Source organism: Candidatus Binatia bacterium (assembly GCA_023150935.1).
Classification (GTDB): domain Bacteria; phylum Desulfobacterota; class Binatia; order HRBIN30; family HRBIN30; genus JAKLJW01.
Map to the genome: position 1 here is coordinate 66,220 of JAKLJW010000017.1, position 18,754 is coordinate 84,973.

Below are 18,754 nucleotides of genomic sequence, written 5' to 3' on the forward strand. Positions count from 1 at the left end.
GCCCGATCAATCCGACCGGCGGTTCAGCAGTACGCGGATGGTGCGGAGCGCCGCGGCGGTGCGCGGCCCGTACCACGACAGCGCTCTACCGTCGACAAAGCAGACCCGCCCGTCTCGCAACGCCGGCGTACCGCCGAGCGGCTGTAAAGACGCCAGATGCTCCGGCGCAAACGCAAACGGCTCGTCGGGCAGCAGGATGACCTCCGGGACCAGAGCGGCGATTTCATCGAGAGTCACTGTGCAATATGCCGCCGGGGCGTCGCCGCAGACATTGTTTGCACCGGCAAGCCGCAACACGTCGCCCGGGAAGGTGGAGCCGTTAACGCTCATCCACGGGTCCTTCCAGATCGGGCAAAACACCCGTGGGCGGACCTCCGCCGCCCACCCCGTCGCTTCTGCGATCGCCGCCTCCACCTCGCGCGCGATACGTTCAGCCACCCATCGCGCGTCGACGATGTCACCAATCCGCCGGAGCGTACCCGGCACGTCGGCGACGCGTCGTGGGTCGACAACGAACACACGCAGGCCGGCACCCTTCAGCGCCTCGAAATCGGCCCAGCGGTTCTCTTCCGGACTGACCAGCACCAGGTCGGGGGCCAGGCTGGCGATCGTGGCGAGATCCGGGTCTTTGGTTCCCCCCACCCGGGTAACGTGCCCCATTTGCCCCCCCGGCTCGACGCAATAGCGCGTCGCGCCGCAGACCAGATCCCCGCGACCCAGAGCGAACAACATCTCGCTAATGCTGGGGACAAGGCTGACCACGCGGCGCGGCGGCACCGGCATGGCTACCCGCCGGCCGCGGTCGTCGGCCACCGTCAACATGGTGCGGCGCACTCAAGCGTGCGGGCCGGCGATCTGCGGCACCGCCGGGACTGGCGCGCCGCGGCCGCTGAGGATCGTCCACAACGCCGTCCAACCACTGCGCCGGTCCCACCCGTCGACGCCGTTGTACCACCGGATGCCGACCTCCTGGGCTCGCCGGCTCGACGCCGCGAGCGCGAACCAGAAGCGCCACGTCGGCCCGTAGAAGAGCCGCGTCACCTGCTCGAGACGCCTTAATTTCTTCCCGAACCAGGAGGATTCCACGTCCCGAACGTAGCTCGTAAAGCTGAGATCCCCGGCGGCAAGCCCGGTGACGATCGCCGCAGCCGCGCGCCGCGCGTACTCGAAGGCGAAGGAGATGCCCTCTCCCATAAGCGGATCGACCCCGGCCGCATCCCCGACCAGCAACAGATTGGGAGCGGCCAGCGGCATTCCCGGGGCATACCATCGGATCGGAAACGCCTTCACCGGCGCCGGGGTTGCCCCGCAACGTTGCAGCTCCGCGGCAAGGGCGCGCTCCACTTGCCGGTGGCTGCCCGACGCATCGACGCTGTAGACACCGATGTTGACGTGCGGGGCGCCCCGAATCCGACACGGGAACGCCCAGGCATACCCCCGCAAACCATCGGGCACCGCGGTAAAACTGAAATCGTAGCGATCCGTCGCGAACCCGTCCCAACTGGCCTGTGTCGCCGGAACGTCACACATGACCGCGCGTCCCAGACGGTCGGGCGCATTCGGCAGCAGATCGCGCCGCACTACACTGCCCGACCCGTCGGCCCCCACCACCACCGGTGTCAGGTAGCTTTCGGACTCAGTCTCTACCCGCACCAGGTCGCCCTCTCGGCGCACGCCGGTCACTTTGGCGCCCTCGTGCACATTCACCCCCCGGGCGCGACACGCTGCCATCAGCACCGCGTCGAACTCGTCCCGCCGCACCACGTGACAGATATCGCGTCCCTCGTAGTGCACGACTCGTCCCGGGACCGCGACGCGGCTGCGGTGGACGGCCACGGGGGCGACATCGAGCGTGACGCCAAGTTCGTCGAGACATGCCAGCGTATGCGGCACCAGTCCGCCCGCACACACTTTCGGTCGGGGATGATGTGCCTTTTCCAGAATCAGCGCATCGCGGGCCAGCTCCGGAGCGATCGCGTGCAGGTGCAGCGCCGTAGCGCTGCCGGCGGGACCCGATCCGACAATGACCACGGGGCGACGTTGCATGACTCCAGCCCTCGACAGCGGAGGCTCAAACGATACCCTGCCGGGACGGCACGTTGGCTCGCACCCAGTCGACGATGTCAGGAATCGTCGTGCCCGGCGTGAACAGCTCCGCCACACCGAGCCGCTTGAGGGCGGCGATATCCTCCGGAGGGAAGATGCCACCACCGAACACGACGACGTCGTCGATACCCTTTTGGCGCAGCATATCGAGCACGGCCGGAAACAAAGTCATGTGGGCCCCGGAGAGAATACTTAGTCCGATTCCGTCAACGTCCTCCTGCGCTGCCGCCTCCGCAATCATTTCCGGGGTCTGGTGTAAGCCGGTATAGATCACTTCGAAACCGGCATCGCGCAGGGCTCGGGCGATCACTTTGGCGCCCCGGTCATGGCCGTCGAGACCGGGCTTGGCAATCAGAATGCGGCGACGCGGAGACATAAGCGCAGACACCTATTAGTTGCCTAACTGCCTCACATCCCGACCGAGCCTACCACCCTGCCCTCTCACACCCACGCCGGGTCCCGGTATACGCCGAACACCTCGCGGAAGACGTCGGAGATCTCGCCGACGGTAACCTCGTGGTGCACCGCCTCGATGATAGGCGGCATGAGATTGCGGCCGCCGGCGGCAGCCTCGCGCACCTGAGCGATGGCGTCGCGCACCGACCCGGCGTTACGCGCCCGCTTACGGTCGCGTACCCGCTCCACCTGCTTGCGCTCGACGTCGGGGCCGATACGCAGGATCTCCATCGGCGGTTCGGCCTCGAGCTGGTATCGGTTGACGCCGACCATGACCCTGACGCCGGCGTCGAGTTGCTGCTGATAGCGATAGGAGGCCTCGCCGATCTCCTTTTGCGGGAAGCCGAGTTCGATGGCGCGAACGATACCCCCCAGCTCGTCGATGCGCTTGATGTAGGCAGCGGCTTCGGCCGCGAGCCGATCGGTCAGCGCCTCCACGGCGTAGCTGCCGCCGAGCGGATCGACGATGTTAGCCACCCCGGTCTCCTCGGCGACGATCTGCTGGGTGCGCAAGGCGACCAGCACCGCCTGCTCGCTCGGCAGAGCGAGGGTCTCGTCCATCGAGTTCGTGTGCAGCGACTGCGTACCGCCGAGCACGCCGGCGAGCGCCTGTATCGCCACGCGCACGATGTTGTTGAGCGGCTGCTGCGCGGTAAGGGTACACCCCGCCGTTTGAGCGTGTGTGCGCAGCAGCCACGACTTCGGGCTCTTCGCCCCGAAGCGTTCGCGCATTATGGCCGCCCACAACCGCCGGGCGGCGCGGAACTTGGCGATCTCCTCGAAGAAATCGTTGTGAACGTTGAAGAAGAAGGACAGGCGCGCAGCGAAGTTGTCGACCTCGAGGCCGCGCTCGATGGCGGCCTGCACGTAGCCGATGCCGTCGGCCAACGTAAAGGCAAGTTCCTGCGCCGCGGTCGAGCCGGCCTCGCGAATGTGATACCCCGAGATCGATACCGGGTGCCAGCGCGGCGCCTCGCGGGAACAGAACTCGATCATGTCGGTGACGATGCGCACGGAGGGTTCCGGCGGACAGATCCATTCCTTCTGAGCGATGAACTCCTTGAGCATGTCGTTCTGAATCGTCCCACCGAGCGCGGTCAGCGGCGTGCCGCGTCGCGCGGCCAGCGCGAAGTACATCGCCAGCAGGATGCTGGCGGTGCAGTTCACGGTCATCGAGGTCGTCACGCGATCGAGGGGAATGTCGTGGAAGAGCGCCTCCATGTCGGCCAGGCTCGAGACGGCGACTCCCTCGCGGCCGACCTCGCCCAGGGCGCGGGGATGATCCGCGTCGTAGCCCATCAACGCCGGCATGTCGAAGGCAGTCGACAGTCCCGTCTGGCCCTGTGCAAGCAGGAATCGAAAGCGCTCGTTGGTGTCCTCGGCGGTGCCGAAGCCGGCGAACTGGCGCATCGTCCACAGCTTCCCGCGGTACATGCTGGGGTACGCGCCGCGGGTGAACGGGTAAGTACCGGGGTGTCCGAGGGCCGTCTCGTAGGCCCATCCGTTAAGGTCGTCGGGCGTATAGGTGGGCTCCACCTCCAGGTCGGACACGGTGGTGTAGGCGGGCAGGCGATCGCCGTCCTTCGGGTACTGGGTCCGGAGCCACTCAGTCTTGGACTGCACGAATTCCCCTCCTCACGGCGCGCCGCGTCCGGGTTTGCCGTCCCTTGATCAGGCCGCGGGCGACGCGCGCCCAATCGGTCGGCACCAGCAACGCCAGCTCGCCGAGAGCGCAGAAGGTCAGGGGCTGGGCTGCAAAACGGCGGTCGTCGAGCATGCACGGCACGCCGTAGTGTTCGAGGAAGCCCTTGACCAGGTGAGCTTCGGTCGGGACCGGCGTCACGTAGCAGACCTCCCAAGACATGGTATCCGACTTCCTGGACTGGCGTGTCAACGCGCTGGCGGCGGCGTGGCCTCGCCTCAATACTCCGGCTTCAGATCGAAGCGGTGAATGGCGTCGATGTACCTCTGCGTGTGCGTGCGGGATCGCATGACCACGGAATTGGTGGTGCCGCCGCCCTTGAAGAAGCGCACACCGTGCAGGAGGTCGCCGTTGGTGACGCCAGTGGCGGCAAACATGATGCTTCCCGAGGCCATCTCGTCGGCGCGGTACCTCTTGTCCAGGTCGGGAATACCCGCCGAACGCACCCGCGCTGCCTCCTCCTCGTTGCGCGGCCGCAGGCGCGCCTGCATGTCGCCGCCGGTGCAGCGCATGGCGGCAGCGGTGAGAATACCTTGCGACGAGCCCCCGGTGCCGAGGAGCATATCGACGCCCGAATCGCCCTTGGCGGTGGCAATACCGGCGGCCACGTCGCCGTCGACCAGCAGTTTTATGCGCGCCCCGGCCCGGCGCACTTCGGTCACCAGCCGCTCGTGCCGCGGACGATCGAGGATCGCCACGGTGAGGTCGGCCACGTAGACGCTCTTCGCCTCGGCCAGGGCCCGCAGGTTGTCGGTCGGCGACTTGTCGAGGTCGATAACGCCGCGGCCCTCCGGGCCGACCACGATCTTTTCCATGTACGTATCCGGACAGCTCAGAAAGCCCCCGCGCTCCGCAAACGCGATAATCGCCAGCGCGTTGAAGCCGCCGGTGGCGCAAATCGTTGCCCCCTCGAGCGCATCGAGGGCGACGTCGATTTCCGGACCGGTGCCGTTGCCGACCCGTTCGCCGATGTAGAGGAGATCGTTGTCTCCGGGAGACCCTTCGCCGATGACGATGACTCCGTTGATAGCGATGGAGCGGAAGGCCTTGCGCATCGCCTCCGCCGCCGCCCTGTCGGTCGCCTCGGTATCGCCGCGGCCCATCAATCTGGCCGACGCCAGCGCCGCCGCCTCGGTCACCCGCACCGCCTCGAGAGCCAGGTTTCGATCCATGTCACACTCGCTTGCTACGCACCGGCTTCGGCCCCTGTGCCTGACTGTCGCCGCACCGCGTTGCCACAGCCGGGTTCCAACTCGTATCTATCCCGTTTAGTCACGTTGCGCCAGATTGCGCGCGCCCCCCTCAACCGCCCAGGCTCTCTTCGATACGAATCAGCGTCGAGCGGCCGCGCACCGCCGCCAGGCGGTCGATGGCGCGCAGGGCGCGCCGCACGTCGCGCTCGCGCGCCTGGTGCGTGCGGATAACCACCGGCACGCTCGCCCCGTGTTCGCGCTCTCGCTGTATCACCGAGGCGATCGAAATGCCGTGCTTGCCGAGCACTCCCGAGATCCGCGCCAGGACTCCGGGGCGATCGACGGCCATGAATCGCAGGTAGTATTCGCTCACCAGATCGTCGATCGGTTTCAAGCGGACACGACGCTGGGAAGCGATAGGATAGCCGAGGGGCGCAACGCGGCCGCGGCCGCCACCGATCAGATTGCGCGCCACCTCGATCAGATCGGCGACCACCGCCGTCGCCGTCGGCATCATGCCGGCGCCGAGGCCGAAATAGACACTGGAGCCCAGGGCGTCGCCCTGCACTGCAATTGCGTTGTAAGCGCCGTTAACGTCGGCAAGAACGTGATGACGCGGCACCATCGTCGGGTGTACGCGCGCTTCGAGGCCGGTGCCGTGTTCCTTGGCAATGGCGAGCAGCTTGATCACGTAGCCGAACTCGCGAGCGAAGCCGATATCGATCTGCCCGACGTGACGAATTCCTTCCACGGGAATGTCGGTAAACGCCACCCCGGTTCCGAAGGCGAGCTGAATCAACAACGCCAGCTTGTGAGCCGCGTCGATCCCGTCGACGTCGTAGGTCGGGTCGGCCTCGGCAAGCCCCTGCGCCTGGGCGGCTCCGAGGACATCTTCGAACTCGCCGCCGTGCTGACTCATGGTGCTCAGGATGTAATTCGAGGTGCCGTTGACGATACCGTAGACGGCACGGTTGCGGTCCCCGGCCAGCCCTTCCCTTAGAGTACGGACGATCGGGATGCCCCCGCCAATGCTGGCCTCGTAACCGAGGTCGACGCCCGCGGCCTCGGCGGCGGTAAAGATCTCGTGCCCGTGGACCGCGAGCAGGGCCTTGTTGGCGGTAACCACGCTCTTGCCCGTCCGGATGGCGCGCAGGACCAAGCGGCGTGCCGGCTCGTAGCCGCCCATGAGTTCGACCACGACGTCGACGTTCGGATCGTCGATGAGTTCCTGCGCGTCCGTCGTCAGCAAGGCCGGCTCGACCTTCACGCCGCGGTCGCGCCCGAGGTCGATATCGGCCACGCGCGCCAGCACGAGCCGCGTCCCCAACCGCGCGCGAATGTGGTTCCGATTAGCCCGCAGCAGCTTGATGACGCCGGTCCCGATCGTACCAAAGCCGATCAGGCCCACTCTTATGGCACTCGACACGACGGGACCCGGAGCTAGCCGACCCGGCGCAGTTGCGCGCTTCCCGCCTCGCCCAGCGCCTTGCGAATACCGCGGACTGCCTGGCGCGTCCGGTGTTCGTTTTCGATGAGTGCAAACCGCACGTGCCTGTCCCCGTGGTCTCCGAAACCGACGCCCGGGGACACGGCGACCTTCGCTTCGCGCAGCAGGAAGGTGGCGAATTCCAACGAGCCCATGTGCTGGAACGGCTCGGGGATGGGGGCCCAGACGAACATTGTCGCCCGCGGCTTCGGAGTCGGCCAGCCGATCCGATTCAGGCCGTCAACGAGGACGTCGCGGCGGGCGCGGTAGGTTTCACAGATTTCCTCGACCCAGTGCTGCGGTCCGTTGAGGGCATGGATCGCGGCGATCTGCACCGGTTGGAAATGACCGTAGTCCAGGTAGCTTTTGATGCGGGCCAGCGCCCCGATGATCGCCGGGTTTCCGACCGCGAAGCCGACTCTCCAGCCGGGCATGTTGTAGCTCTTGGACAGGGTGAAGAACTCCACCCCGACATCCTTGGCTCCCGGCACCTGCATGAAGCTCGGTGGCCGGTAGCCATCGAAGCAGAGATCGGCGTAAGCGAGGTCGTGTACGACCAGGATGCGGTGTTCGCGGGCAAAGTCGACGATCTTAACGAAGAAATCGAGGTCGACCACCTCGGTGGTCGGATTGTGCGGGAAATTGAGAATGAGCAGCTTGGGCTTCGGCCTTGTCTCGGCCATGGCCTCGACGAGTCGAGCGAAGAAGTCGTCGCCGGGTACGAGCGGTACCGTGCGGAGATCGCCGCCGGCAATGATGACCGAGTAATGATGGATCGGGTAGGTCGGGGTCGGGCAGAGCACCACGTCGCCGGGACCGAGAAGGGCAAGTCCGAGGTGGCCGAGGCCCTCCTTCGATCCAAGGGTTACGATGGCCTCTCGGTCAGGGTCGAGGTCGACGTCGAAGCGGCGCTTGTACCAGTCCGTCACCGCAGACCGCAGCTTCGGAATCCCGCGCGACAGGGAATAGCGGTGGTTGGTCGGTTTAGATGCCGCCTCGATCAACTTGGCCACCACGTGCGGCGGCGTCGGACCGTCGGGATTGCCCATGCCGAAGTCGATGATGTCCTCGCCGTTGCGGCGGGCTTCCTGCTTGAGTTCGCCGACGATGTTGAAAACGTAAGGCGGGAGGCGTTTGATTCTCGGAAAGTCGCTAGGTTCCATCGTGTCTTCCGCACCCTGCTCGACGGCCGCTCACTCACCACCGGAGGCGGTCGCGTTCGTCGCTAAGCCGCGCGTCAAGAACCACGGCACCATAAAGCATCGGCACGCCTACCGCAAATCGCGCCTCCCCACGACCGTTGGCGGGGTGCCGGCGACACACGTTTCGTGGGTGCTGCGGTCTTCACCAGTGGCGTGGGGCCACGCCAGCGGCTCAGCCTTCGTGGCAGAGTAGCCCGCGCGGCTTGGGCTGACAGACCATCCGACCGCGTATGGCCTGATCGCCCACGGCAACGCACACATCGAAAACGACCGGGAACCAGACGCCGTCGGACATCCGCGCGATCGGCGGTTCCGAACCCTGGTAAACCACCGTCGTGCCGGTAGTCCCGGAAGTGAAATTCACGGTTGCACCGTCGCTCCCCACGGCGTTACCGGACGCGTCCAGCACGAACGTTGCGGTGTGTTGTTTGCCGATGTCCTTCGAGCCGTCCGTCAGGTCGGCATCGGTCATCCAGTCGAACATGTGTATCGTCACCGGCGCACCTGCACGCGGTTGCAGGTTGCCGCACATCCGGGTGCCGATGACGGCGGAGAAATCGAGGCCGAGCACGTCGTACCATGTCAGGCGCATCTGGGAGATGTCGGCACGGCACGCCGATTCGCAGACTGCCGGCATGGTACCGCCGCCGCCCCCGGGAATCGTCGGAGTGGCGGTCGGCTCGACCGGAACCGTAGGAGTCTCACCGCGTCCGGGCCGTGGCGGACGAGTCGGCTTTGCCGGCTTTACCGGCCGACCGCCGTCCACCGTCGGGGTGGCGGTCGGTCGTGGCGTCGGGGTGTTGACGTCACGGTTGGGACGGGTCGGGCGAACTCTGCCCGGCCGCAAGCGTGGCCTTTGCGTGCGCGGCGTTGCCTGGACTGTCGGCAGCGGAGCGCCCACCACCCCCCCGGTCGGCGGCCGTAAGGACACACCGGCAGATACCGCCGCAAGGTTGTTGGAGCGGTCTTTCTCCCACAGAATTTCGTCCGGGTCGACGACATTGACGAGGTAGTACGAGCCCGTCGGCACTGGGCTGCCGCCGCGGTCGAGGTCTATCGCCTGCCCCGGCAGGAAACGTTCGTAAACGTCCTTCCAGCCCACCGAGATTCCCTGAATCCCCTCCTGGCTGTCACAGGTCAGATTGGTGACCTGGCGGGGGTTGCGCGAAGGGTGGTAGCCCCGTGCAACGGCGAGGTCGAGCAGGCAGTAAGACGCCTTGACGCCAGCCGCCACCAACGGCCCCGTGCGCGGATTGTCGCGGCGCAGCTCGTAGCCAACGAAGTTCTCGAAATGCCAGTGTTCATGAGTCGGGTGGAACTCGAAGCGACCGGTGGCCCGCGCGCATTTGGATCCGTCGCGGCGCCACAGGATCTGATAGCCCTGGGTTACCAGACCCTCGCCGGTCGAGATGGTGCGCCCCTCGATCACGAGCGGCCCGTCGCCAATATTGGCGACTCCGGTCGTGAACTGCATCTGCCGCCCCCCCCCGACGATGACGTTGCGGACATCCGCGGGCGTATCGGGTGCCAGGTCCGGCAGCAGCAGATCCGGATCGCCAATGTAGCATTCTGGAAGTGTCGGATGGGCAGGCGCCTGCCCTTGCACCGGGTTCCCGTTCGACGAAACGACGCCTACCGCAAGGATGGCAAGAGCCGAGATAATGGATGAGCGCACGTGACAGCCTCCCTCATACCTGACCGGGCACGCCCCGTGCGGCGCAGCCGCGGGGGGCACGGTTTGGACAACGCAGCACCTTTCAAGCTTACGGATCAGGTACCACAAGCCCTCGAAATTCGTCAAATAAAAAATGCCCCGGGCCTCGAAAAGCGCCTGCCCCCCCTGGGCGCGCACCGCGTGCCCTCACGTTCCCGAACGACCTTCGGGAGGTTTCCTCCCCGCCCCTGCCTTGCGACCGCGGGGTTGCCCTGGCCGGGGCGGGGTCGACGCCTTGTTCTTGCGCTGGCGACCCGGCGCTGCCGGGCGAGCGGGGCTCGCAGTCGACCCCGTCTTCGTCCTGGTTGCGGGCGCCTTAGGCACTGCAGCCGCCCCCCGTCCAGCTCGTCGGCTGGGCGGCGCCGCCTTGCCGCGTACACCACGACGGGAACGTTGCGCTGGTGGCCGGGCACTGACCGCCGTCGGGCCCTCGTGGGATGCGGCCGGTTCGCCGCCGGGGGCCCGGGCCGCCGCGGCGTCGGGATGGCGCGCGCCGGCCGCCGGTGTATCCACCGCGGCAGACGGCGCGAGGGCCGCCGCAACCGCGTCATCAAGGGTGCGGTCGGCGGCAGTCGAGGTTACGGCCGCGTCCCCGGCACCCTCGGCGGTCGCCGCCTCCTGCCGGTCGAGTGGGTATTCCTCTTCCTCGATATCGGCGCCGGAGTCGATTCCAGCCGCAAATTCCTTTGCGCGAGTCGGCTCCGTTGCCTCACTCGGCGCCGCGGTAACAGCCGCCGGCGCCGCCAGACCAAGGCGTGTCCCGAGTTCCACCAGACCGTCCGCGACGGCCACCGCCGGTGCGACCCCGCGACCGCGGCGCCGGCCCCGGCGCCGGCGTCGCCGCTTGCCGTTCTTATCCGGCGCGGTCGGCACCGGACCGCTGGCCGACTGGCTCTGATTGGTCGCCGTCGCCGCCGGCGCCGGCACTGACGCTTCCGCGGGGGCCGTGACCCCGCCAAGACGGAGGCCCGTGGGTTCGCCCGTGCTCTCTCCGTCGACGCGGGGCCGGCCCTCAAACTCCGACTGATGCGGCATGAGGTCCTCGCGCAGCACGACCTGGATACGGGTTCCGTAGCGGCGCTCGAGTTGAGCGAGGTCTTCGCGCTTTTGATTGAGCAGGTAGATCGCAACGTCTCTCGGCACCGACACCTTCAAGGCGGCCAGATCGCCATGGGCGATCCGATTGTGCAGCTTGCGCAGGGCCACCAGAGCGGCGGACTCGGTCGTGCGCACGAGGCCGTGCCCCTCGCACATCGGGCAGGCCACGTACGACGTTGCGGCCGCCGCCGGCCGCAGGCGTTGGCGGGAGACTTCGAGGAGGCCGAAGTGGGAAATGCGGCCGACCTCGTGGCGCGCCTTGTCCTCGTGCATCGCCTGGCGCAGGGTCTTTTCGATCTCGCTAACGTGCTGCGGGCTGCGCATGTCGATGAAGTCGATCACGATGAGACCGCCGAGGTCGCGCAACCGCAACTGCCGGGCGATTTCCACGGCCGCCTCCTGGTTGGTCTTGAACGCCGTCTCTTCCTGACTGCCACCGCGCGTCGAGCGCCCCGAATTGACGTCGATGGCCGTCAGCGCTTCGGTGCCGTCGATGACGATAGAACCGCCCGACTTAAGCGGCACGCGCCGTTTGTATATCGACTCTATCTGCGACTCGACGTTGAAGTGCGAGAAGATCGGCTGGTCGCCCTGATAGAGCCGTAGCACCTGCTCCTTGTCCGGCATCACGTCCCGGAGAAACTGCTGGGCGCGCAGGAAGACTTCTTCGTTGTCGACGTAGATTTCGTCGATGTCGGGGGTGAAGTAATCGCGGATGTTGCGCAGCACCAGGTCGTGCTCGCGATACACCAGCGCCGGGGCCCGCTTGGTCTGCGCCGCCTGCCGAATGCTCTCCCACAGGCGCAGCAGGTAGCTGAGGTCGCGCTGGAGTTCGCGCACTCCCTGATCGAAGCCCGCCACCGTGCGTACGATGATGCCGAAACCCTCGGGCGGGTCCAGCTTCTCGATCAGCGAGCGTATGCGCTGGCGTTCTTCCCCTTCAATGCGGCGGGAGATGCCGGCGTCGTCGGAGCCGGGGAGCAGAACCAGATAGCGGCCCGGCAGGGAGTAAAAGGTGCTCAGCGTGGGCGGCTTGTTGCCGAACTGCTCCTTGGCGATCTGTACGAGAACTTCCTCGCCGGGCTTCAAGACGTCCTGGATGCGCAGTCGCCGGCGTTCGCCGTTACCGTTGCCTTCGCGTACCGCCGGCGACAGGTTGCGAAAGCACACCTCGTCGAGAGGCAGAAAAGCGTCGCGGTCGGCGCCGATATCGACGAATGCGGCATCCAGCGCGGGCTGCACGCGGTGTACGACCGCGCGGTAAATGTTCCCTTTCAGGTGCTCACGACTGAACGATTCAATCTCGAACGAAACCAAGACTCCATCGGCAACGATCCCCACGCGGCTCTCCTCCGCGTGCGTCACGTTGATCAACATGGTTTTCGGCATGCAAAATCCTCTTCCCCGCCTCCCGCGCAATCATGGTTCACCCCCGCGGTCGTCGATAGTCCTGACCGTTCGGACCCGGGCCGGCATGCGGGCGTCTAGTGCGGGTCTCATGGGCGTGAGGAGGTCTTTGCCGGCTGCTGTGCGAGGCGCCGGCCACCCTCGGCGGTGAGCACGCCGGCGAGCAGAACGAGGACTGCCGCGACGAACCCGTGCACCGCTTCGAGACCGGCATACTGAGCACCCTGCGACAGGCGCTCCAGCACCCCACCAATCTGCAGCAACAGAGACCACACGGTAATTGTCATGACGAAGATCATCGGCACCATGGTAAACCAGTACCGGCGGCCGCTGCGGTGCAGCCACACGCTCACCGCCAGCAGCGTCAGTGCGGCGAGTAACTGGTTGCTCGTGCCGAACAGTGTCCAAAACGTGCGATACGACCCTTCCCCGGCCGATATCAGAAAAAGCGCCGGAACTACAATCGTGGCGGCCGTCGCCGTCACGGCTCCGACCGCACCCGACCACCCTAGCAGCTCTTGCAAGATATATCGCCCCAGCCGCGTACTGACATCGAGCGTGTCGAACACGAAGGTCGAAAATGCCATGGCGCCGAAGGTAACCGCAAAGGGCAGGTGTTCGCCGCCGATCAGCAGCGTCAGGAACTGCCCGATCCCGGTACCGTAAATCGTACCCGGCGGCCGGCCGGCAACCGCCGTCGGCGCGACGATCATGATGGTCGCCAGCGCGATCACCGCCACGAAGCCCTCGAGCAGCATCGCCCCGTAACCGATCGGCTGGCAGTCGCTCTCGCGGCGGATCTGCTTCGACGTCGTCCCGGAACACACCAGACCGTGGAAGCCGGAACATGCACCGCAAGCGATGGTCACGAAGAGAAACGGCACGAGCGCGCCTGTCGCACCGGGAACCGTCCAGCCGACAAAGGCTGGCTGGCGGATCTCGTAGCCGCCGAAAAATATCCCGACGACCCCGACGAACAGGGCCAGATACAGGACAAATCCGCCGAGATAGCCGCGCGGTTGCAGCAGCGCCCACATCGGCGTCAGCGAAGCCACGAAGCAGTAGCCCAGGATGATCAAACCCCAGGCGCGCGGCCCGAGCACGAGTAGCGTCGAGACCTGCGTCCCCAGCCAGACGACGCCAAGGGTGGCTGGAACGAACAGGACCGTTAGCAGCCAGAGTGGGGGGCGGAGCACGCGATCCACGATACCCATCGCCACCGCGAGCGCCAGATACATGACGCTCGCCGCCGCCACCGCCCCGCCGGGATTGAAAGCCACGTCGCTTCCGGCCAGATCCTCGCCCCCGCTCACGAAGGTGCTGGCGGTGATGTCTGCGAAAGCGACGATGACGTAAAGCAGCGCCACCCAGATGAACAGCATGATCGCCAGCCACGACCGCGTACCGATCGCCTCGCGGACGATCTCGGCCACCGATCGACCGTCGTGGCGGACCGACGCGACCAGGCTCGAAAAATCGTGTACCGCACCGATGAACACCACCCCGATGGCAATCCAGAGAATGCACGGCAACCATCCGAACTGCATGCACGCGAGTATGGGACCGGCGATCGGCCCCGCCGCCGCAATGGCGCTGAAGTGTTGGCCGAGCAGGTAGAACGGCCGCGTCGGAACGAAGTCAATGCCGTCGTTCTTGCGCACCGCCGGGGTCGGCACATCGTCGTCCAGCCGGTACTGCGCGGCAATGAAGCGACCGTAGAACGTGTAGCCCGCACCGAGGACGACGATCGCCACGGTGGCAAACAACGGCAGCGTCATGGCACCATCCAATGGCCGAGCCCCGCCGGTGGAGTCAAGCGGGCTTCGCCGGCGCAACGCCGGTTGCCGAACGACGGCGGTTTCCGATAGTGTTCCGTCACCCATGCGTATCCCGGATGCGATCGGGCGGAACGGACCGCTGTACTCCTTCGAGTTTTTCCCGCCCAAGACGCCCCAGGGCGAAGCCAACCTCTATCGTACGATCGACAGCCTGCGCCGACTTGACCCGGCTTTCGTCTCGGTTACCTACGGCGCGGGCGGCTCGACGCGCGACAAGACGATCGAACTGGTGTGCCGCATCAAGCACGACATCGGCATTGAGGCGATGGCACATCTCACCTGTGTCGGCGCCGACCGGGCCGGCATCGACGACGTGCTGCAGCGCCTGGCGGCAGCGGGGATCGAAAACGTCCTGGCGCTCCGCGGCGACCCGCCGCGCGATCAACCGAGCTTCGTGCGGCCGCCGGACGGCTTCGGGTACGCATCCGAGTTGGTGGCGTTCATTCGCCGGCGCGGCTTCCCCTTCGCGCTGGGCGGCGCCGGATACCCCGAGGGCCACATCGAGTGTCGCGAACTCGAACAGGACCTGCGGCATCTCAAGCAGAAGGTGGATGCCGGCCTCGACTTCATTATCACCCAGCTCTTCTTCGACAACGCCGATTACTTCGCCTTCGTCGCCCGCGCCCGCTCGCACGGCATCGCCGTGCCCATCATCCCGGGCATCATGCCAATCACGAACTACGGTCAGATCGAACGCTTCACCGCAATGTGCGGTGCCCACATACCGGCGGCGCTCCGCGCCCGCCTGGCCGCGGTGGCCGACAACGACGAGGCCGTTCGCAGTATCGGCATCGACCATGCCACCGCACAGTGCCGGGATTTGTTGGCGGGCGGCGCTCCCGGAATCCACTTCTATACCCTGAACCAATCCCCGGCGACGCGGGCCATCTTCGAACGCCTGCACCAAGCCTCCTGATCTATCGTGCCGACAATCGTAACCTTCACTCCGCTCCAGGCGCCGACCCGGACCAACGTGCGTAGCGCCGGCCGTCTGCTGGCACACCGTTGCGAAGATCTCGGCGGCCACAAGCACAGCCAGCGTCTCCCGCTGGGCAGCGTCCGCGGGGTCATGTACCTCGACGCCCTTTGTTTGTACTGCGGGGCCCACTTCGTCTGGGTGGACGACGAGTCGACCGAAGAGGAGCACCCCGGTGCCTGACCCCGCTCCCCGGCCTCGTAACCTCGGGCTCTTGCGGCGCCCTGCCTGCGGACATTTGGGCCTCTTCGAGGGTACAGCCGAAGCGGAAGCCCTGGCAACTCAGGGGGCGAATCAAAAAAATTCTGCCCGGCGCAAATTCTTCTTGACAGGAGAAGCGCGCTCAGGGTAACAACAGACCCATCATTAACCAAACGGGCGCGCACAGCGACCACAGGGAGGGCAAGATTATGCTCGCAGGAATGAGAGGGGTACTGAGACATCTAGGCTTCGCGATCTCGGTAGCGGCCATGGCGGCGTTTCTGTCGCTGCCGGCGCTGGCCCAGAGTAAACCGCAGAAGCCCCACAAGCCCCACAAGCCGCAGAAGGAAGTCAGCAACCCGGACAACCCGGGCAAGCCGGACGTACCGCAGAAGCCGCACAAGCCCCACAAGCCGCAGAAGGACGTCAACAACCCGGACAACCCCGGCAAGCCGGACAATCCGCAGAAGCCGCATAAGCCCCATAAGCCGCACAAGGACGTCAGCAACCCGGATAACCCCGGCAAGCCGGACAATCCGCAAAAGCCCCATAAGCCCCACAAGCCGCACAAGGACGTCAGCAACCCGGATAACCCCGGCAAGCCGGACAATCCGCAGAAGCCGCACAAGCCCCACAAGCCGCACAAGGACGTCAGCAACCCGGATAACCCGAGCGTCGACAAGCCCCACAAGCCCCACAAGCCCCATAAGCCGCACAAACCCCAGAAGTAAGAACGCGCCTTTCCGCCTCGCTTCGCCCGTTTGGCGCGGGCCGCTTTGGGCGACAAGGCGGGGGTCTCTATGACCCCCGCCTTGTTTCGTTTCGGGGGTCCGGCGATTTTGGCTTTCTATGCACCGGTGGTGTTGGCGCCTTGTCCCCGGGGTAGCGGTGATTCTCCTCTGGGCCGCGCTGTCCGCCCCGGCGGTCGCCACCGAGCTACCTCTCCGCCTGACCGTCGACGAAGCCGTCCGGTTGGCCGCCGCCCGCGCTGATCCGAAGGCGCTTGACCTCGCAAAAACTCAACTCGATCGCAGCGCCGCCTGGCTACCAGGCAACCCATACCTGAGCGGAGGCGGCGGCAGCACGAGCATCGCCGGAATCGCTCCCAGCCAGTTCATTTTCCTTTCCCAGGAGTTCGAAATTGCCGGGCAGCGAGAGCAGCGGATGGCGGCCGCAACGCACGGCGTCCAGGAAGAGCAGTGGGATCTCAAGAGTTCGGTGCTTAACCTGGGCGCCAAGGCACGTGCCCTGTTTGTAACCGCAATCCTCAATCGCGATCGTCTCGCTCTGGCGCGCGAAGACCTCGAGGCCGCCCAGCGGCTCGTCAGGAACCTTCCCGCTCCGGCTACCACATCCGATCGCATCGAACAGAACTCAGCCCTCATGCAAGAAAGTCGTGCGCGCCTCGCCGTCGACGCCGCGCGCCACGCGAGCGAAGATAGTCTCGACGCATTGCGCGCCCTCTGCGGTCTGCCGAACACACAGGCACTCCAGCTCGAGGGCACCGTCGAACCTCATATCGCCCCCGTGGCTACGGTTGAAACGCTGGTCGAACGCGCTCAGCAGCGCCGGCCCGACTTCGTGGCCCGCACTCACGCCGCGAAACGCACGGCACACGAACTCGAACTGGCGCGCCGCGAACGCATCCCGAACGTCAATCTCGGCACCGGGGTGACCCGCTACCAGGACGGCGAGACTGTGTGGGCCGGGGATATCGGCCTGTCGTTACCGGTATTTCAAACCGGCGGACCCGCCGTCCAGGACGCCCTTGCCGAGAGCAACGAAGCACGCCGAGAGCTCGCCGACCTCGAAGCCATGATCGCCCGGGAAGTGCACGACGCCTACCGTAGCTTAACGGTCAATACCGCCAGCCTGCGGGCCTACATGGACGATCTGGTTCCCCGGAGCGAAGAGAACCTGCGTCTGGAGCGACGCCTGCTCGACGAAGGCGAAGTCACCGTATCGGACCTGATCGGCCTCGAGATCGACCTCCTGGTAGCGCGCCGCGGTTACCTGGATGCGCTGGAAAACTACCACCTGAGTCTGATCGATCTCGAACGCGTGACCGCCGGCTCGATCGAACCGTGACGGCGGTAAGGTTGGGAACCGGCGGGGAGGTGTCTACGCGGAGCGATCGCGACCAATTCCCCGGCGCCGCGCATTGAGGCCGATCGCGAACCCGGTGACCAGCATGAGCCACCCCGTCGTCGATCGCCCCGCCGCGTGCATCGCGCAACCGGCACCCTCGGCGACCGATTCGTAAACGATCGCGCTGCGCGGCGTGCTGCGAACCACCGTCCCCGCCGGAACGGGCTGCGACAGCGGCGCATCGAGGCTCAGCGTGTTGCTCAAAGGCGCCCGCGAGTAGCCCACTTTGAGAGCCACCCTGGTCCCTGCGGAGTCGGCCAGGATCTCGATCAAACCCGTCTCCGGGAAGCTCGTCGCGTCCTGCAGTGCCAAATCGCGGTCGCCCGTCGACGCCGACCGGATGACAATGCTCTGCCCCTCGGGCAACCGAGTCGGGCTGGCGCCCGTCGTCGGTCGTGCCGTTGCCGTTGCCGTGGGCGGCGAGGTCGGAAGCCCCGGCACCGTCGGCGTGCGCGTGGGGGTTGGCTTTGCGGTACCGGCGGTTGCCGTCGGCGGCCGCACCGTCGCGGTCGGCGTCGGTGCCGTCACGCCCGTGCAGATACCGGCCGGACACACGCTCCCCGACACACAGCAGTCGACATCTTGCCCACAGGACGCGTCCTGGTAATCGGAGAAACACACCGCCCCGCCGCAGTCGTCGTCAGACGTACACAGATCGCCCTGGCTCGCACCGGTCTGGCAGACCCCGAGACAGAACTTCCCGGTCGATCGGCATACCGAGCCCGGGCACTGCGCATCACGCAGGCAGGGAAACCCCTGCGACTGACCGCCCAAACATACCTTTTGCGAGCCGGTACACGGCCGGCCTCCACTGCAGTTGAAGTCCAGGTCGCAGCATTCGCCGGCAAACGGCCCGCCCGAACACGTTCCGAAGCTCGCGTCCGACGAGCACACCGGGGTTCCCGAACACGTTCCTCCGGCACACGAGCAGGGAAAGCCGTCGTCGTCGCCGCCATCGCAGACTCCCTGCGACAGAACGCAAACGCCGCCCGGACAGTCGTCGTCGGAACCGCACGACTGCCCGTCGCGGGAGCCGAGCGAGCACAGGAATTGACCGTTTCCCTGCGCCGCCGCACTCCCGGCCGCCCACGGGGCCAAAAGCAACACCACGGCGAGAGAGCACATCCCCAATCGCGTCGAATCGATCACCCTCATGTCAGCAAACACCCCAACAGTAAGTCTTTTGCCGCTCTGCCGCGGTTAGTCAACAAGAAAGGCACCGGCCAC

16 protein-coding genes are annotated in these 18,754 nt (G+C 66.2%); 4 read left to right on the top strand and 12 right to left on the bottom strand.

Annotation, left to right across the window (positions count from 1 at the left end; translation table 11 throughout):
• Positions 1–6 precede the first annotated feature (6 nt).
• The 11 genes from L6Q96_11880 to L6Q96_11930 all read right to left on the bottom strand — a co-directional run bounded on the left by L6Q96_11880 (position 7) and on the right by L6Q96_11930 (position 14,142).
• Positions 7–834 carry a helical backbone metal receptor gene (locus L6Q96_11880; protein ID MCK6555259.1) on the bottom strand — a complete coding sequence of 276 codons (828 nt, stop codon included), beginning with the start codon at positions 832–834 and terminating at the stop codon, positions 7–9.
• The gene (locus L6Q96_11885) at positions 835–2,046 is read right to left on the bottom strand and encodes an NAD(P)/FAD-dependent oxidoreductase (GenBank protein MCK6555260.1); all 1,212 of its coding nucleotides are present in this window, start codon (positions 2,044–2,046) and stop codon (positions 835–837) included.
• A 25-nt stretch (positions 2,047–2,071) separates the two neighbouring features.
• Positions 2,072–2,482 (bottom strand): cobalamin B12-binding domain-containing protein, encoded by a 411-nt coding sequence (locus L6Q96_11890; protein ID MCK6555261.1) that lies wholly within the window; start codon positions 2,480–2,482, stop codon positions 2,072–2,074.
• Between the two features lie 65 nt (positions 2,483–2,547).
• Positions 2,548–4,185 carry a methylmalonyl-CoA mutase family protein gene (locus L6Q96_11895; GenBank protein ID MCK6555262.1) on the bottom strand — a complete coding sequence of 546 codons (1,638 nt, stop codon included), beginning with the start codon at positions 4,183–4,185 and terminating at the stop codon, positions 2,548–2,550.
• On the bottom strand, positions 4,169–4,426 hold the full coding sequence (locus tag L6Q96_11900; GenBank protein MCK6555263.1) for a DUF2007 domain-containing protein: 258 nt from the start codon (positions 4,424–4,426) through the stop codon (positions 4,169–4,171). The genes L6Q96_11895 and L6Q96_11900 overlap by 17 nt, the downstream gene beginning before the upstream one ends.
• 56 nt (positions 4,427–4,482) lie before the next feature.
• Entirely contained in the window at positions 4,483–5,436 is a 954-nt protein-coding gene (gene glpX, locus L6Q96_11905; protein ID MCK6555264.1) for a class II fructose-bisphosphatase, read from the bottom strand.
• Positions 5,437–5,566: 130 nt separating this feature from the next.
• A complete protein-coding gene (locus L6Q96_11910) occupies positions 5,567–6,883 on the bottom strand; it encodes a homoserine dehydrogenase (protein ID MCK6555265.1) in 1,317 nt (438 codons plus the stop codon).
• A 14-nt stretch (positions 6,884–6,897) separates the two neighbouring features.
• Complete coding sequence (gene alaC / locus L6Q96_11915) at positions 6,898–8,106, bottom strand: alanine transaminase (GenBank protein ID MCK6555266.1); 1,209 nt, start codon at positions 8,104–8,106, stop codon at positions 6,898–6,900.
• A gap of 211 nt (positions 8,107–8,317) precedes the next feature.
• The gene (locus tag L6Q96_11920) at positions 8,318–9,820 is read right to left on the bottom strand and encodes a hypothetical protein (protein ID MCK6555267.1); all 1,503 of its coding nucleotides are present in this window, start codon (positions 9,818–9,820) and stop codon (positions 8,318–8,320) included.
• Between the two features lie 186 nt (positions 9,821–10,006).
• Positions 10,007–12,346 carry an Rne/Rng family ribonuclease gene (locus L6Q96_11925; protein MCK6555268.1) on the bottom strand — a complete coding sequence of 780 codons (2,340 nt, stop codon included), beginning with the start codon at positions 12,344–12,346 and terminating at the stop codon, positions 10,007–10,009.
• Between the two features lie 107 nt (positions 12,347–12,453).
• Entirely contained in the window at positions 12,454–14,142 is a 1,689-nt protein-coding gene (locus L6Q96_11930) for a carbon starvation protein A (protein ID MCK6555269.1), read from the bottom strand.
• A gap of 103 nt (positions 14,143–14,245) precedes the next feature.
• Between L6Q96_11930 and metF the strand changes: the two genes are divergently transcribed.
• From metF to L6Q96_11950, 4 genes are all read left to right on the top strand, one after another.
• On the top strand, positions 14,246–15,118 hold the full coding sequence (gene metF / locus L6Q96_11935) for a methylenetetrahydrofolate reductase [NAD(P)H] (protein MCK6555270.1): 873 nt from the start codon (positions 14,246–14,248) through the stop codon (positions 15,116–15,118).
• A 6-nt stretch (positions 15,119–15,124) separates the two neighbouring features.
• Positions 15,125–15,361 (top strand): hypothetical protein, encoded by a 237-nt coding sequence (locus tag L6Q96_11940; protein ID MCK6555271.1) that lies wholly within the window; start codon positions 15,125–15,127, stop codon positions 15,359–15,361.
• Positions 15,362–15,648: 287 nt separating this feature from the next.
• Entirely contained in the window at positions 15,649–16,110 is a 462-nt protein-coding gene (locus L6Q96_11945; GenBank protein MCK6555272.1) for a hypothetical protein, read from the top strand.
• A gap of 157 nt (positions 16,111–16,267) precedes the next feature.
• On the top strand, positions 16,268–17,467 hold the full coding sequence (locus tag L6Q96_11950; protein ID MCK6555273.1) for a TolC family protein: 1,200 nt from the start codon (positions 16,268–16,270) through the stop codon (positions 17,465–17,467).
• A 33-nt stretch (positions 17,468–17,500) separates the two neighbouring features.
• On the opposite strand, the gene L6Q96_11955 is transcribed toward L6Q96_11950, so the two are convergent.
• Positions 17,501–18,682, bottom strand: coding sequence for a hypothetical protein (locus L6Q96_11955; protein MCK6555274.1), 1,182 nt, complete (start codon positions 18,680–18,682; stop codon positions 17,501–17,503).
• Between the last annotated feature and the right edge of the window lie 72 nt (positions 18,683–18,754).

Bases quoted from the DNA above. Each gene is read 5' to 3' on its own strand.
- L6Q96_11885 (MCK6555260.1), bottom strand. From the start codon at position 2,046: ATGCAACGTCGCCCCGTGGTCATTGTCGGATCGGGTCCCGCCGGCAGC.
- L6Q96_11890 (MCK6555261.1), bottom strand. From the start codon at position 2,482: ATGTCTCCGCGTCGCCGCATTCTGATTGCCAAGCCCGGTCTCGACGGC.
- L6Q96_11900 (MCK6555263.1), bottom strand. From the start codon at position 4,426: ATGTCTTGGGAGGTCTGCTACGTGACGCCGGTCCCGACCGAAGCTCAC.
- glpX (MCK6555264.1), bottom strand. From the start codon at position 5,436: ATGGATCGAAACCTGGCTCTCGAGGCGGTGCGGGTGACCGAGGCGGCG.
- alaC (MCK6555266.1), bottom strand. From the start codon at position 8,106: ATGGAACCTAGCGACTTTCCGAGAATCAAACGCCTCCCGCCTTACGTT.
- L6Q96_11925 (MCK6555268.1), bottom strand. From the start codon at position 12,346: ATGCCGAAAACCATGTTGATCAACGTGACGCACGCGGAGGAGAGCCGC.
- L6Q96_11930 (MCK6555269.1), bottom strand. From the start codon at position 14,142: ATGACGCTGCCGTTGTTTGCCACCGTGGCGATCGTCGTCCTCGGTGCG.
- metF (MCK6555270.1), top strand. From the start codon at position 14,246: ATGCGTATCCCGGATGCGATCGGGCGGAACGGACCGCTGTACTCCTTC.
- L6Q96_11945 (MCK6555272.1), top strand. From the start codon at position 15,649: ATGGCGGCGTTTCTGTCGCTGCCGGCGCTGGCCCAGAGTAAACCGCAG.
- L6Q96_11955 (MCK6555274.1), bottom strand. From the start codon at position 18,682: ATGAGGGTGATCGATTCGACGCGATTGGGGATGTGCTCTCTCGCCGTG.